The organism is Halorussus sp. MSC15.2, assembly GCF_010747475.1.
Lineage (GTDB): Archaea > Halobacteriota > Halobacteria > Halobacteriales > Haladaptataceae > Halorussus.
Window position 1 is genome coordinate 1,258,248 of record NZ_VSLZ01000001.1, and the last position, 13,007, is coordinate 1,271,254.

At 67.5% G+C, this 13,007-nt stretch carries 16 protein-coding genes and 1 tRNA gene; 5 read left to right on the plus strand and 12 right to left on the minus strand.

Going from position 1 to position 13,007, the window contains the following annotated elements:
- Positions 1 to 119 precede the first annotated feature (119 nt).
- Positions 120 to 1,013 (minus strand): aldo/keto reductase, encoded by an 894-nt coding sequence (locus FXF75_RS06555; protein WP_163521139.1) that lies wholly within the window; start codon positions 1,011 to 1,013, stop codon positions 120 to 122.
- A 451-nt stretch (positions 1,014 to 1,464) separates the two neighbouring features.
- On the opposite strand from FXF75_RS06555, the gene FXF75_RS06560 reads away from it, so the two are divergent.
- Complete coding sequence (locus FXF75_RS06560) at positions 1,465 to 1,785, plus strand: antibiotic biosynthesis monooxygenase (RefSeq protein ID WP_163520849.1); 321 nt, start codon at positions 1,465 to 1,467, stop codon at positions 1,783 to 1,785.
- A gap of 41 nt (positions 1,786 to 1,826) precedes the next feature.
- On the opposite strand, the gene FXF75_RS06565 is transcribed toward FXF75_RS06560, so the two are convergent.
- The 5 genes from FXF75_RS06565 to FXF75_RS22465 all read right to left on the minus strand — a co-directional run bounded on the left by FXF75_RS06565 (position 1,827) and on the right by FXF75_RS22465 (position 4,985).
- Positions 1,827 to 2,996, minus strand: coding sequence for a PLP-dependent aspartate aminotransferase family protein (locus FXF75_RS06565; RefSeq protein WP_163520851.1), 1,170 nt, complete (start codon positions 2,994 to 2,996; stop codon positions 1,827 to 1,829).
- 88 nt (positions 2,997 to 3,084) lie between these two features.
- A complete protein-coding gene (locus FXF75_RS23450; protein ID WP_375335519.1) occupies positions 3,085 to 3,213 on the minus strand; it encodes a hypothetical protein in 129 nt (42 codons plus the stop codon).
- A complete protein-coding gene (locus tag FXF75_RS06570) occupies positions 3,213 to 4,445 on the minus strand; it encodes a 3-phosphoshikimate 1-carboxyvinyltransferase (protein ID WP_375335520.1) in 1,233 nt (410 codons plus the stop codon). Before FXF75_RS06570 ends, FXF75_RS23450 begins: the two co-directional genes overlap by 1 nt.
- Before the next feature lie 91 nt (positions 4,446 to 4,536).
- The gene (locus FXF75_RS06575) at positions 4,537 to 4,836 is read right to left on the minus strand and encodes a universal stress protein (protein WP_240334503.1); all 300 of its coding nucleotides are present in this window, start codon (positions 4,834 to 4,836) and stop codon (positions 4,537 to 4,539) included.
- Positions 4,833 to 4,985 carry a universal stress protein gene (locus FXF75_RS22465; protein WP_240334504.1) on the minus strand — a complete coding sequence of 51 codons (153 nt, stop codon included), beginning with the start codon at positions 4,983 to 4,985 and terminating at the stop codon, positions 4,833 to 4,835. The genes FXF75_RS06575 and FXF75_RS22465 overlap by 4 nt, the downstream gene beginning before the upstream one ends.
- A gap of 464 nt (positions 4,986 to 5,449) precedes the next feature.
- Between FXF75_RS22465 and FXF75_RS06580 the strand changes: the two genes are divergently transcribed.
- Together FXF75_RS06580 and FXF75_RS06585 are read left to right on the plus strand one after the other, a co-directional pair.
- Positions 5,450 to 6,082, plus strand: a complete 633-nt coding sequence (locus FXF75_RS06580) for a hypothetical protein (protein ID WP_163520853.1) — start codon at positions 5,450 to 5,452, stop codon at positions 6,080 to 6,082.
- A gap of 101 nt (positions 6,083 to 6,183) precedes the next feature.
- Complete coding sequence (locus FXF75_RS06585; protein ID WP_163520855.1) at positions 6,184 to 7,359, plus strand: Xaa-Pro peptidase family protein; 1,176 nt, start codon at positions 6,184 to 6,186, stop codon at positions 7,357 to 7,359.
- A gap of 238 nt (positions 7,360 to 7,597) precedes the next feature.
- On the opposite strand, the gene FXF75_RS06590 is transcribed toward FXF75_RS06585, so the two are convergent.
- Together FXF75_RS06590 and FXF75_RS06595 are read right to left on the minus strand one after the other, a co-directional pair.
- Positions 7,598 to 7,680 (minus strand) — tRNA-Ser (locus FXF75_RS06590).
- A gap of 43 nt (positions 7,681 to 7,723) precedes the next feature.
- Positions 7,724 to 8,479: a hypothetical protein gene (locus FXF75_RS06595; protein WP_163520857.1), complete on the minus strand. Its 756-nt coding sequence runs from the start codon at positions 8,477 to 8,479 to the stop codon at positions 7,724 to 7,726.
- A 118-nt stretch (positions 8,480 to 8,597) separates the two neighbouring features.
- Here FXF75_RS06595 and FXF75_RS06600 point away from each other — a divergent pair, with 118 nt between their 5' ends.
- Positions 8,598 to 8,801, plus strand: coding sequence for a hypothetical protein (locus tag FXF75_RS06600; protein WP_163520859.1), 204 nt, complete (start codon positions 8,598 to 8,600; stop codon positions 8,799 to 8,801).
- 12 nt (positions 8,802 to 8,813) lie between these two features.
- Here the strand turns inward: FXF75_RS06600 and FXF75_RS06605 are convergent, their stop codons facing one another.
- From FXF75_RS06605 to FXF75_RS06615, 3 genes are all read right to left on the minus strand, one after another.
- Entirely contained in the window at positions 8,814 to 9,446 is a 633-nt protein-coding gene (locus tag FXF75_RS06605; protein ID WP_163520861.1) for a uracil-DNA glycosylase family protein, read from the minus strand.
- A gap of 84 nt (positions 9,447 to 9,530) precedes the next feature.
- Positions 9,531 to 10,424 carry a helix-turn-helix transcriptional regulator gene (locus FXF75_RS06610; protein ID WP_163520862.1) on the minus strand — a complete coding sequence of 298 codons (894 nt, stop codon included), beginning with the start codon at positions 10,422 to 10,424 and terminating at the stop codon, positions 9,531 to 9,533.
- Between the two features lie 13 nt (positions 10,425 to 10,437).
- Positions 10,438 to 10,758 (minus strand): HalOD1 output domain-containing protein, encoded by a 321-nt coding sequence (locus tag FXF75_RS06615; RefSeq protein WP_163520864.1) that lies wholly within the window; start codon positions 10,756 to 10,758, stop codon positions 10,438 to 10,440.
- 258 nt (positions 10,759 to 11,016) lie between these two features.
- On the opposite strand from FXF75_RS06615, the gene FXF75_RS06620 reads away from it, so the two are divergent.
- Positions 11,017 to 11,688 (plus strand): twin-arginine translocation signal domain-containing protein, encoded by a 672-nt coding sequence (locus FXF75_RS06620; RefSeq protein WP_163520866.1) that lies wholly within the window; start codon positions 11,017 to 11,019, stop codon positions 11,686 to 11,688.
- A 93-nt stretch (positions 11,689 to 11,781) separates the two neighbouring features.
- On the opposite strand, the gene aroC is transcribed toward FXF75_RS06620, so the two are convergent.
- Positions 11,782 to 12,948: a chorismate synthase gene (aroC, locus tag FXF75_RS06625; RefSeq protein ID WP_163520868.1), complete on the minus strand. Its 1,167-nt coding sequence runs from the start codon at positions 12,946 to 12,948 to the stop codon at positions 11,782 to 11,784.
- Between the last annotated feature and the right edge of the window lie 59 nt (positions 12,949 to 13,007).

The following is a 13,007-nucleotide window of genomic DNA, read 5'->3' on the forward strand; positions in this document are numbered from 1 at the left end:
CCGGCCGACAGCGTGTCCGACCGACAGTGTACTCGACCGGGTTCGCGGGAACGTGAACGCGCCTGTGTCGGCAGTCCTCGTCTCCCCGTTCCGGAGCGGACTGCGTCGGTCCGTCCGACCTACTGGTTCCACGGCGCTTGGTCCGGGTCCACGAGACGCCGCCGCTCCTCGATGGCGTCGATTCGCTCCACGTCCTCGTCGTCCAGTTCCACGCCGAGACTGAGCCAGTTCTCACGGAGGTGGTCCTCGCTAGTGGCCTTCGGGATGGCGGTCACGTCTTTCTCGCGAAGCCACGCGAGGCTGACCTGCTGGGGCGTCGCGTCGTGTTTGTCGGCGACCACCTGCAACGCCTCGACGTCGGCCACCTCGCCGCGGGCGATGGGGGAGTAGGCCACCAGTTCCACGTCCACGTCGTCCTGCGCGCAGAACTGCCGGAGTTCGGTCTGGGGAAGCAGCGGGTGCATCTCGACCTGATTGGCGAAGATGGGTTCCTCGGACACCTCGATGGCCTCCTCCAGCAGTTCGACCGTGAAGTTACTCACGCCGATTCGCTCGATGAGACCCTCTTGGCGGAGTTCCGCGAACGCTTCGAGAGTGTCGGTGGCCTCGTACTCCCCGGTCGGCCAGTGGACGTACAGCAGGTCCACGTACTCCACGCCGAGTCGGTCGAGGCTCTCCTCGGCGTTCGTCAGGACGTGGTCGTAGTCGAGGTTCTGGGGACCTATCTTCGTCGCCAGAAAGAGGTCCTCGCGTTCGATTCCGTACTCGTCCACGGCGTCGCCCACCGCGTCCTCGTTGTCGTAGCCCTCCGCGGTGTCGAGGTGGCGGTACCCCATCCGGAGCGCGGTCCGGACGCTCTCGACGCACTCGTCGTAGTCGTCCATCTGGTAGGTGCCGAGACCGAACGTCGGCATCCCGTGGGTGGTCGGCGGCGAGAGCGCGGCGACCGCCTCGTCGATTCCGTCACCCTCGCGCTCCTCCTCGCGAACCTGCTCGCCGGAGACGCTCCCCATGGAACTGGGCTGGTCGGTAGCGCCCCCTGCGTCGGCGCTCTCGGTTCCTCCGGTGGCCGACTGGTCCGGCCCGCCGGGCATCGCTCGCTCGCGGATTTCGGCCGCCGCCTCGGTCAGCGTCCCCGCTCCCGCGCCGGTCTCCGCGTCGGCCGGTCCGTCCTCGCGCCGCTTGCCGAGCAGGAACCCCGCGGCGAAGGCGACGGCGAAGGGAAGCCCCTTCCGCAGGCGTCCACCGCGCCCGTTTCCTGCGCGCTCTCGGTCCCGTCTGTCGTCGCTCTCGGTCTGCCGTCTGAGCATGGAATCCGAGTTCGACGGACGCACACTTGCCGGTTGTGGCAGTCGGGAGGAACACGGTTCGACGACGCCGATTTCCGGACCGGTGCGCTCCGGACGTCTCTTGCAGGGGTCGTGAGACCTAACCGGCGGGAGACGCAAGCCTACGGCGTTCGTTATGATAATCCGCATCTGGCACGGGTGGACGACGCCCGAGAACGCCGAGGAGTACGAGCAACTCGTCGTCGAAGAGAACTACGACACCATCGCCGAGAGAACCGGCGACGGCTACCGGGGATTCGAAATCGCACGCCGTGAGCAGGACGGCGACGAAATCAAGTACGTCACTATCACGCGGTTCGACTCGTGGGACGCCGTCGAGGAGTTCGCGGGAGAGGACTACGAGGAGGCCTACGTCCCGCCGAAGGCACAGGAACTGCTCACCGATTACGACGAGCGCGTGGAACACTACGAAGTCCGAGACGGCGAGGAGGTCTGAGCGAGCGACCGCGGCCGTGCGAGCGTCAGCGGAACCCCGACTCACACCTCGTCCAAGGCCGCGGCCAAGTCCGGAATCAGGTCGTCCGGACTCTCCAGTCCGACCGAGAGGCGGACGAGCGAATCGGAGATGCCCGCGGTCTCGCGCTCCGCCGGTGAGAGCGACGCCGCCGACATGCTCGCGGTGTGTTCGACCAGCGACTCCACGCCGCCGAGACTCATCGCGAGTTCGAACACGTCGAGTTCCTCGACGAACGCCCGGGTCTCGGCACCGTCGCCGTCGAGTTCGAACGTGACGACCCCGCCGTAGTTGTCCATCTGTCGGGCGGCGAGGTCGTGGTCGGGATGGCTCTGCAGTCCGGGGTAGTTGACGGCGGCGACCGACTCGTGGTCGGCGAGGAACGCCGCGACCTCCGTCGCGTTTCGCTGGTGGGACTCCATCCGCGCGGGGAGCGTCTTGAGGCCCCGGGCGACGAGGTAGCTATCGAACGGCGAGAGCGGTGCCCCGAGTACGTCACGGAGTACGAACCCGAACTGCTCGGCCAAGTCGGCGTCCCCGACCGCTATCGCACCGCCGACCGAATCGGTGTGGCCGTTCACGAACTTCGTGGTGCTGAGGACCGACACGTCGGCACCGAGGTCCAACGGGCGCTGCGCGTACGGCGTGGCGAACGTGTTGTCCACGACGAGGGTCGCGCCGTGTTCCTCGGTCAGTTCTCCGACGGCTTCGATATCACAGAGTTTCAGCAGCGGGTTCGTCGGCGATTCCATCCAGACGAGTTCCGCGGACGGTCCGAGCGCGTCGGCGACGTTCTCGGGGTCGGTCGCATCGACGTAGCTCACCTCGACGCCGAACCCGGTCAGGAACTCGTCGAACAGTTGCTTCGTGCCGCCGAACAGCGAGTCGGCGGCGACGACGCGGTCGCCCGGACTCAGTAGCGACAGACACACAGTGGAGACCGTCGCCATCCCCGACGACGCGGCGAACACGCGGGCCGCGTTCGACAGGTCCGCGAGTCGGTCTTCGAGGCGGTCCCGTGTCGGGTTGCTGTGCCGGGTGTAGGTGTACCCCTCCTCTGGATACCCCGCGGAGTCCAGTCCGAACGTCGCCGAGAGGTGAATCGGCGTGACCACGTCCTTCGTGTCGGCCTGCGGTCTCTCTTCCCCCGCGCCGACTGCGATACTCTCGAAATCGTATTGGTCGTCAGTCATTCGTACACTCGTCAAACTCCTCTCTTCATTGTCATAAATGCCGGTCGTTCGACCGCCGGGCGCCGTCGCCGGACGGTGCGCTTCCGGACTACCGATTCACGGTCGCGCCGAGTTCGTACAGCATCTCGAAGAAGTTGGGGAACGACACGTCCACGTGTTCGCCCCCGGCTATCGTCGTGGGACCGTCGGCCGCGAGCGCCGCCACCGACAGCGCCATCACGATTCGGTGGTCGCCGCGGCGTCCACCTCGCCGCCGGTCAGGTCGCTCTCGTCGCCGGCCACGGTCAGGGTATCCTCGGTCTCCTCGGTCTCCGCGCCGAGTTTCGCCAGTTCCTCGGCCATCGCGGACACCCGGTCGGTCTCCTTGTACCGGACGTGCTCGCAGTTGACGATGCGGGTCTCGCCGTCCGCGACCGCGCCGAGCGCCGCGATGGTCGGCAGGAGGTCGGGGGTGTCGCCCACGTCCACTTCGACGCCAGAGAGCGACGAGCGCTCGACGGTTATCACGCCGTCGTCGCGGTTCCAGTCCACGTCCGCGCCCATCCGCCCGAGGACGCCGACTATCTTCGAGTCGCCCTGCGCGCTCGGGTACGCGCCGCCCACGCGGACCGCCGCGTCCTCGTCGGCCGCGACCGCGCCGGCCCCGAGCAGGTACGAAATCGAGGAGAAGTCGCCGGGAACGTGGTACTCGCCGTCCTCGGGTTCGTAGAACTGACCGCCCTCGACGTAGTAGGTGCCGCCGCCCGCACCCTCGTCACCGTCTGCGTCCCCACTGTCGCCCGGGTTCTCACCGTCTCCCCGGCCGCCGAGGTTCCGCTTCCCGGCTTCGACGCCGAACTCGTCCAGCAGTTCGAGGGTGATATCGACGTAGGGCGCGGACTTGAGTTCGGTTTCGAGTTCGACTTCGACTCCCTCGTCGGTGACCGCTCCGGCCATCAGCAGGGCCGTGACGAACTGCGAGGAGACGTCGCCGGGCATCGACACCGACCCGCCGGAGACAGGGCCGCCGACGACCAAGGGGGCCTGCCCGTTCGCGCGAGTGCTCTCGGCCCGACCGCCCAACTCCTCGACTGCTTCGAGTAACGGTCCGTGGGGCCGCGAGCGCAGCGACCCGTCGCCCGTCAGGACCGTGAGACCGTCGGCCAGCGCCGCGGCCGCCGTGACGAGTCGCATGGTCGTCCCGCTGTTCGCGCAGTCGAGCACGTCGCCGGGCACCTCGGGTCGCCCGTCGAACCCGTCCACGTCGAGGTGGTCTGATTCGCGGGTCACGCTCCCGCCGAAGGCCTCCACCGCGCGCATCGTCGCCTTCGTGTCGGCGCTCAGGAGGGGGTCGTAGACGAGCGCACCGCCGGAGTAGCCCGCGGCCAGAATCGCCCGGTGTGTGTAACTCTTCGAGGAGGGCGCGCGTGCTCTCCCCGAGAGCGTCGATGGTTCGATTTCTACGTCCATGTCCGGCCCGACGGGTCGGGGGCGTATCAGAATACCGGAGGTGGCAGATTCCCGGACCCGCGGGGGTCACCGGCAAGCGGTGACCTCCCCGTTACCGGACCACCGTCACGGGCACCGTCGCCCGCCCGACGATGTCCTTGGCGGTGCTGCCGACCAGTCCCTCGTACTCCTCGGAGAGTCCCCGGTGGCCGACGAAGATGGCGTCGAACTCCTCGTCGTCGGCGTACTCGGTGATGGCATCGACCGGTTCGCCGTAGAGCATCCCCGTCTCGACCTCGACGCCGGTCTCGTCGCCGATTTCGGCCGCCTCGTCGAGCGTCCGCTGGGCCTCCGCCTCGGCGTCCTCGATGTCTTCGGAGACGAGTTCGTCGGCGGTCTCCTGATAGCTCATCGGCGGGTCGTCCCCGCCGTGAAGAACTGCTCGGGGACGACCACGCTGATGGCGATTACCGTCGCGCCGGTCGCGGCCGCCTGCTCGACCGCGTACCGGAGCGCGTCCATGCTGGGTTCGGAGCCATCGACCGCGACGAGGTACTTCATGGTGAATCGTTCGGCGCGAGCGATGATTTGGATTGTGGCCCGCCGAGCGAGTCGGGACCGAGCGAACTGCCTCACGACTCGCGCTATCGTTCGTGGCGTTCGCGACTCCGCTCTTCCGGGGCGGTTCGGCGCTCCCCCGATTCGGTCCGGCCCTCCATCGCGTCGGCGATCGCTCGACAGCGCCGACGAACCGGGCCGCGAGGTGGAAGAACCGCCAGAGCAGGTAGGCCCCGAACAGCCAGACCACGAAGGCCACGCCGAGGAGCGGGCGCGTCGCGATTAGGAGGCTGTACAGGACGACGAGGAGCGCGACGACCCCGAGCGCGATTCGGAGTGCGGTCGAGGGTTCGCGCGCTCGCTTCGAAGGTTGGTCGGGCGACATATCTGCGGCGTCGAACGCCCGGACCGAATAGCTTGGGATGCGCCGGAGAAAGTATTTACAGCGTCGCCGAGAGTCGCCGGACGTGCCACCGTCGAGACGCCGACCTGACGGGTCGCCCAACTCCGCCGCGCGTCGGTCGCCGAGACGCCGCGTCCTCCGCCTCGGCGCGGTCGCCCTCGCGGGGTCGCTCGCCGGATGTGCGTCCGGACTGCTCCGCGAGGAGGCCGACGAGACGCCCGTCGAATCGACCGAGAGCACCGCGGAACCGCGCGAGACGACCGGCGAACCCCACGAGACGGGGACCGACGCCCCCGAATCGAGGACCTCCGACGAACCCACGACCCACCCGGTCGGCGTCGATACGTCGCTCCCGGAGGGGTCAGTCGAGTTCCCCGACGGGCCGAAGTCCCGGCCCGAGCGCCCGGCGGTCCCGACCGCCGAGTCGGTCGATGCCTACGTCGAGACGTTCGAGCGCCGGTACGTCTACAACCAACTCTCCCGCGACGAATCGACCGCGGTCAGTGTCGAGTGCGGCGTCGATTCGGTCGCGGCGTACGGCGACGGCTTCCGAGTCGTCGCGTGGTGTTCGGCGTCGGCCAGCACCGGCGAGGGCGCGACGACACTCCACGCCGACTACTTCACGCAGTACGCCACCTACTTCGTCGGCCCGAACTCGACGGTCAGACGTGACGGACGGTCCGAGGCGCGGGAGTGAGGTCGGAACGCGAGGTCTGGACACGAGCGCCGCCGAGTCACATCTCCGCACCTCGTTCCGGAACCCGTATCGTTTTGCCGTTCGCGCGGCTTTCGGTTGGTATGAACCCCGACCTGTCACCGCTCACGGACTCGCTGGCCGAGACCGGCGTGGACGGCTACTTGCTCGACGCCGACTCGGGCGACTCCGACCAGTTGTACCTCTCGGGCTTCGACGCGCCCGACGCGTTCGTCACGCTCTACACACCGGAGGAGACCGCTCTCCTCGTCTCGGGACTGGAGTACGGCCGCGCGAAGTCCGAGAGTCGGGCGGACGAGGTGGCCCGCCTCGCCGACTACGACTTTCCCGAACTTGTGAGCGAACACGGCCGGAGCGAAGCGAAACAGCGCGCGGTCGCCGCGTTCCTCGCCGACCGCGGCGTCGAGTCGGTCGCCGCGCCCGAGCGCTTCCCGCTGGGGACCGCCGACGGACTGCGCGAGCAGGGCGTCTCGGTCGAGGTACTGGACGAGGACGTGGTGACCCAGATTCGCGCGACGAAGAGCGACGAGGAGGTCGAACACGTCCACGAGGCCCAGCGCGCCAACGAGGCCGCGATGCGGGCCGCCGAGGAGATGCTGGCCGACGCCAGCGTCGAGGGCGGCACGCTCTACTACGACGGCGAGGTCCTGACTAGCGAGCGCGTCAAGGAGGAGATAGAGGTCACGCTCCTGCGCCACGGGTGCGGACTGGACGAGACCATCGTCGCCTGCGGCGCGGACGCCGCCGGGCCGCACAACCGCGGGAGCGGTCCGCTCGAAGCGGGCGAGACCATCGTCATCGACATCTTCCCCCGGAACAAGGCGACCAAGTACCACGGCGACATGACCCGGACGTTCGTCGTGGGCGAACCGAGCGAGGAGGTCCGGCGGCGCTACGACGACACCCGCGAGGCGTTCGAGGCCGCGCTCGACGCGCTGGAACCCGGCGTCACCGGGAAGGCGGTCCACGACGCGGTCTGCGACGTGTACGAGGAGAAGGGGTACGACACCCTCCGGAGCGACTCCGCGGCCGAGACGGGGTTCATCCACAGCACGGGCCACGGCATCGGTCTCGACGTTCACGAACTCCCCCGCGTCAGTCCCGACGGCGGCGAACTGCGACCGGGTCACGTCGTCACCATCGAACCCGGTCTCTACGACCCCGAGGTCGGCGGCATCCGCATCGAGGACCTCGTCGTCGTCACCGAGGACGGCTACGAGAACCTGACGGACTACCCGATTCAGTTGCAGGTCGAGTAGGCGCGTCTTCTTTCGGTCAAATCGGACGCTCGCGGTGGGGCGAGCGGAGACACCGCTCGCGGACAGGTCGTCGGAAAAGCGGTGGGATTGGGATTTGAACTACGCCGAGACGGTCCGGGCGTGCGGCGCTCCGCGCCGGTCCGGGCGTGCGACTCGTCTCCTTCAAATCCGATTCGAATCAGGCGCTCACTAGTGGCGAACACACGAGGTGTTCGCCGGGTCGTGAGCACCAGAAGTACGGTGGGATTGGGATTTGAACCCAAGAGGCATGACGCCACCTGCTTTCAAGGCAGGCGCAATAGGCCGCTCTGCCATCCCACCGCGCGGTGAGACGTTTTCCCTCGGTCGTCTAAGAACTGTCGGTCTACTCTCGGACTAACTCCGGACCGTCCTCGCCCTCGGCGACGCGGAGGCCCCACTCGCGGAGCAGCGTCGTGGTGTGTTCGGGGACCGTACGACCGGCGGACATCCGGGCGTTCAGGACGGCGACGAGCGAGGCGAGGTCCGCGCCGGTCTCGACGGTGGTGTTCGCGGGCAGGAACCCGACTTCGTGGCCCGCGTCGGTGGCGCGAGTCGCCAGCGTCTCGACTGCGGGCGTGGCGTAGGCGTCCTCGAAGTCGATGGTCTCGGTGAACCCCGTGAAGTGGACCCGGCCGCTCTCGCTCGGGCCGAGGACCACTTCGTTGCGTCGGAGTTTCATCGCGGCGCTGTCTATCTCCTTGCGCGTGAGCATCGGTGCGGTGCCGGGCGCGACCGCGGCCGACTGCACTTCCTCCTGTTCGAGCAGGTGAGAAATCGTATTGCCGGCGCGTGCGGAGACGGTGGACCCGACCTGCACCTCGAAGCGGGCCTCGCCGGGGTCCGCGAGGGCGTCGGTCACGAGCGCGCGGACCTCGGCCTCGGCCTTCCGGTCGCCGTCGTGGCCCTCGGGAATCATCTCCTCGTCGCGGTAGTTGACCAGCAGTTCGCCACCGCTCCGCTCGACGGCGCGGACGGTGTCCTTCAGCGACGCGGCGTAGAGGTCGGCCGCCTCCGCCGGGGAGAGCGGCGACGACTCGGCGAGTCTGGGCAGCACTAACCCCGGCCGTGGCGGGTCCGCGAAGACGGCGATAACGGTCATATCCTACCTTCCCGTCGCGCGGCCTTGAAAGTCGCCATTCTGTCCGTCCACGGCCGCGCGGTCTTGACCCGACCGCGAAAAGACTCGTTTTTTGTCACTGGCGGCCGACCGTCCCAGCATGGACTGGTGGAGACCTCTCGCCGCGCTCTCGGTCGCACTGCTCGCGTTCCTCGCGCTCGGCGGACTGGCCGGTCTCGTCGGCGCAGTGCTCGGGAATCTCGCCGCGCTCGCGGTCGTCGCTCTGGTACTCGCGGCGGTCCTCGCGTGGAGCAAGTGGGGAAGTGGCCCGAACCGTTGGCTGTCGAACCCCTACTGGGAGTAACGACGCGCGGACTCAGCGACCGCGCCGTCCCTTCGTCTGGCGGTAGTCGCGGTCCATCAGCGACGAGAAGTGGTCGAGGAACGCCTCTCGCTCGGCGTCGGTCTGGTCGAGCGGGTCGGCCATCGGCACGATTTCGAAGCCCCTGCCGCGGATAGTCGTGGCATGGTCATCAGCCGCGTCGAACTCCTCGGCGGGCGCGGTGGTGTATTCGGTCGCGATTTCCGCGAGGGCGCGCTGGCCGACCGGCACAAGTATCTCCGGGTTTATCATCCGAATCTCGGCGTTGAGGTAGGGTTCGCACGTCCGAATCTCCTCGTCGGTCGGCGCGCGCTCCGGGGTGTGACACCGCGCGAGGTAGGTCACGAAGGCGTTGTCGAGTTCCGGTTCGTCGTCGCTCGGCAGGGAGTTGTTGAGACCGAGCAGTCCCAGCACGTGCTGGAGGGCCTCGCCGCGCTCGTCGCCCGTGAAGGGGACGCCGGTCCGGTCGGCCCCCTCGTCGGGCACCTCGCCGACGAACAGGAAGTCCGCACCCACGTCGCCGTACCCGTGGACGACCTGCTCGCGAGTCGCACAGAGTTCCGGGCAGTTCTCGCAGTCGGCGTCCATCCCGAAGGGGTTCGAGCGAGTCTGCTGGTTCGCGTCCATCGTCGGAATCGTGGGGACGCCGCGGTAAAAACTGGTCGGAGCGCCCCGTGCGTTCGGCCGAGTGCGTCCGCGCGTTCGGCCCACCTACTCGGTCTGCGGTGTCGCATCGCCGCCGACGGCCTTCCGGAAGTAGGGTTCGACGCGCTCGAAGTACTCGCCCGGTGCGATTCGCTCGCGCTCGCGGTCGTACGCCACCATCCCGAAGTCGGCCAGTTTCGGCAGGTGGACGTGTTTCAGCGACGCCGTCACCTGCTGACGGTCGAGGGAGGTCCGTGCGGCCACGCTGTCGGCGATTTCGGCGATACCGGTCGATTCGTGTCCGGTCAGTTCGGCGAGGACGTAGCGTCGCCGCGGGTCCGAGACGGCCTCGAAGCAGTCGCTGACCGACGGTTCCGACACCGCCTCGGTCGTGCTCTCCACGCACTCGACGACCGTGTCGAACAGCGACGCGACCTCTCGAACGGTCGCCCGGTCGTGGACCGCGGGCGTCAGACAGAAGTAGCCGACGGTGTCGCGGGCGTCGAGCGACCGGAGCAGGCGTCGGAGGAACTCGACCCCGGTCCCGGCATCCCAGTGGTCGAGGAACTCGGTCACCGAGTCGAAGTACGCGACGGTATGGCCGTCGGCGGGCCACGCGTCGAGGTAGCCGGTGACGGCGCTCCGTATCGCCTCGGCGTCTTCGGGGTCAGGGACGCCCCGAACGACGTTGCGGTCGGTGGGAGTCGTGGCGGTCGCCGACCGCATCTGCTCGCCCACGCTGACGACGCCGACGTTCCGCGGTCGTCGGTCGATTCGCTCGCGCCACGTTTCGAGCAGTTCCTCCGGCCCCTCGTAGGTGACCGCCAGCGCGTCGGTGGGGTCGTCCACCGAGAGTGCGTCGAACAGGAGGTCGAGCGATGACGCGTCACACTGCCGTCGCATGACGAGCGTGTGGGGGTCGGCATCGATGCAAGTCCGCACTAACTTCGTATCTTGCACACCACTCACCTCCTCATTCGGCGTCGGAGACGGACTCGTCTACGATTCGGACCCGGCCGTCGCTCCGGACGAGGACTTCGAGACCACAGACGCGGAACGTGACCTGCGCGTCCCCTTCGCAGTCGGCGAAGAGGGCGTCCAGCGCGTCCGGGTCGATGGTCTCCGAGAGCGGGATGACGGTCTGGGTCGGATCGACGCCGGCGACCTCCGCTATCGCTGCGATGACAGTGTCGCTGACCGTCGTCTGCCCCTTCGGGTCGTACGTCGCGCGGTAGACCCCGGAGCGGTCCGGTGCTTCCGTCAGCCCCGAGCTATCACTGATATCGTTTTCCATGTTACTCTTGGACACGGTTCTCGACCTTGTCTATTGTTACTGTGGTATACGTAATAAATTTACGGCAAATTGGGGGAGATGTCGCGAAGGACTTCCGGACATCGTAAGTAACCGTTGTCGGGAAATCGGGCCGGTGATAGCGCTACAACGGTTCACGACGATTCGTAACCTCCCATTACGAGAGTCCCATTCACCGAAAGCGTACCAACGGTTGCCTCCCTTTAATCCCTTCGCCGATGAGCTACCCGTGGGGGTTTCATGACACAACAGACGTCCCGTCGCCGCTTCCTGAAAGCGGCGGCAGCGACAGGTGCATTGGCCGGTGTGAACGCAACAGTTCTCGCGCAGGGACAGGGCGAGGCCGACCAAGTAATCCTACTCGGCGGGTACACGCGGGCGTGGCAGGGCTACCGCCTGCCGGGCGAGGCGACCGCCGAGGGGTCGTCGAACCCGACGCTGAACCTGCAGGAGGGCACGACCTACACGCTGATGTGGGAGAACGGCGACGGCGTGGGCCACAACTTCGCCATTCAGGACGACCAAGGGAACAACCTCGAAGTCCTCGAACCGATTTCGGTCCAGTCCGACACGTTCCAGCAGATAAACCGGACTCAGGAGGACCAGACCGTCTCGCTCAACATCACGCAGGGGAACATCACCGGGTTCACTAACGTGACGGGAGGTCCGCAGAACATGACGGAGGGTCAGCAGAACATGACCGGGGAGGCACAGGGCCAACAGACGACGCTCGAATCGCTCATCGCCAAGACGGAGGTCCTCTCCGAGGAGGGCGCGGTGCAGGGCGTCCGATTCACCGCCTCGCCGGAGATGGCCCAGTACATCTGTCTGGTCCACCCGAACACGATGGTGGGCGACATCAACGTCGTGAGCGGTGGCGGCGGCGGTGGCGCAAACAACAGTTCGGCGTAACTGACGACTCCGAGACCGGTAGTCGGACCGACCGACTTTTTCTGCGCCTCCGGAAGTGGCGCTCGTTCGACCGCAGTCGCGCGCTCGGCTACGTCACTCGTTCCGGGGACTGTTCGGGTGGTAGTCGGTGTCGTACTCGCCGGGTCGGTCGTCCACGCGGTCGGGATTGATGCGACCGCCCAACAGCATGAAGTCCACGAGCGTCACCGCCAGCATCGCCTCCACGACCGGGACGCCCCGGGGCGGAAGCACGGGGTCGTGGCGACCGATGACCTGCTCCTCGCGCTCCTCGCCGGTCTCCCAGTCCACCGTGGTCTGGGACTTGGGAATCGAGGTGGGCGCGTGGAGCGTGACCTCGCCGTAGATGGGTTCGCCGGTGGTGATGCCGCCCTGGAGACCGCCGTGGTCGTTCTCGACCGGGACGGGGTCGCTCTCCTCCGGGTTCTCCGGGTCCTCGAACTCCCACTCGTCGTTGCGCTCGCTCCCGGTGTACTCGCGGGCCTCGCGGCCGAGTCCGAACTCGAAGGCCGTGGAGGCCGGGACGCTCATCATGGCCTGCCCGAGTCGGGCCTCGACCGAGTCGAACCGCGGCGCGCCGAGTCCGCGCGGGACGCCGCGGGCCTCGAAGTAGATGGACCCGCCGATGGAGTCGCCCTCCTGTTGGTACTCGTCGATTCGCTCGCGCATCCGCTCGGCCGTCTCGGGGTGGGCGCACCGGACCTCGTTCTCCTCGCTGTGTTCGAGAATCTGCTCGAAGGAGACCTCGGGAGCCTCGATGTCGCCTATCTGGTTGACGTGGGCCTTGAGTTCGATTCCCTCGCGCGCGAGCAACTTCTTTGCTATCGCGCCCGCCGCGACCCAGTTGACCGTCTCGCGCGCGGACGACCGGCCGCCGCCGCCCCAGTTGCGGGTGCCGAACTTCGCCGAGTAGGTGAAGTCGCCGTGACTGGGCCGGGGCGCGGTAACGAACGGTTCGTACTTCTCGGACCGCGCGTCTTTGTTCTCGATGACCATTCCGATGGGCGTGCCGGTGGTGTACCCGTCCTGTAAGCCCGACTTAATCGACACGTGGTCGGGTTCGCCGCGACTCGTGGTTATCATCGACTGGCCGGGCTTGCGCCGGTCGAGGTCGGCCTGTACGTCCTCTTCTGAGAGTTCGAGACCCGCCGGGCATCCCGAGACGGTGACCCCCATCGCCTCGCCGTGACTCTCGCCGAACGTCGTGAACTGGAAGAGGCGACCGAAGCTGTTTCCGTTCATTAGGGGAACGTTGGAGGGGACCGGTATTTATGGTTTGGAGTAGGCGCAAATGGGTCCTG

What these genes read in the sequence shown, in the direction of transcription:
- FXF75_RS06555 (WP_163521139.1), bottom strand. Translation starts at nt 1,013, where the DNA reads ATGGGGAGCGTCTCCGGCGAGCAGGTTCGCGAGGAGGAGCGCGAGGGT.
- FXF75_RS06560 (WP_163520849.1), top strand. Translation starts at nt 1,465, where the DNA reads ATGATAATCCGCATCTGGCACGGGTGGACGACGCCCGAGAACGCCGAG.
- FXF75_RS06565 (WP_163520851.1), bottom strand. Translation starts at nt 2,996, where the DNA reads ATGACTGACGACCAATACGATTTCGAGAGTATCGCAGTCGGCGCGGGG.
- FXF75_RS23450 (WP_375335519.1), bottom strand. Translation starts at nt 3,213, where the DNA reads ATGGCGCTGTCGGTGGCGGCGCTCGCGGCCGACGGTCCCACGACGATA.
- FXF75_RS06570 (WP_375335520.1), bottom strand. Translation starts at nt 4,445, where the DNA reads ATGGACGTAGAAATCGAACCATCGACGCTCTCGGGGAGAGCACGCGCG.
- FXF75_RS06575 (WP_240334503.1), bottom strand. Translation starts at nt 4,836, where the DNA reads ATGAGCTATCAGGAGACCGCCGACGAACTCGTCTCCGAAGACATCGAG.
- FXF75_RS22465 (WP_240334504.1), bottom strand. Translation starts at nt 4,985, where the DNA reads ATGAAGTACCTCGTCGCGGTCGATGGCTCCGAACCCAGCATGGACGCG.
- FXF75_RS06585 (WP_163520855.1), top strand. Translation starts at nt 6,184, where the DNA reads ATGAACCCCGACCTGTCACCGCTCACGGACTCGCTGGCCGAGACCGGC.
- FXF75_RS06595 (WP_163520857.1), bottom strand. Translation starts at nt 8,479, where the DNA reads ATGACCGTTATCGCCGTCTTCGCGGACCCGCCACGGCCGGGGTTAGTG.
- FXF75_RS06600 (WP_163520859.1), top strand. Translation starts at nt 8,598, where the DNA reads ATGGACTGGTGGAGACCTCTCGCCGCGCTCTCGGTCGCACTGCTCGCG.
- FXF75_RS06605 (WP_163520861.1), bottom strand. Translation starts at nt 9,446, where the DNA reads ATGGACGCGAACCAGCAGACTCGCTCGAACCCCTTCGGGATGGACGCC.
- FXF75_RS06615 (WP_163520864.1), bottom strand. Translation starts at nt 10,758, where the DNA reads ATGGAAAACGATATCAGTGATAGCTCGGGGCTGACGGAAGCACCGGAC.
- FXF75_RS06620 (WP_163520866.1), top strand. Translation starts at nt 11,017, where the DNA reads ATGACACAACAGACGTCCCGTCGCCGCTTCCTGAAAGCGGCGGCAGCG.
- aroC (WP_163520868.1), bottom strand. Translation starts at nt 12,948, where the DNA reads ATGAACGGAAACAGCTTCGGTCGCCTCTTCCAGTTCACGACGTTCGGC.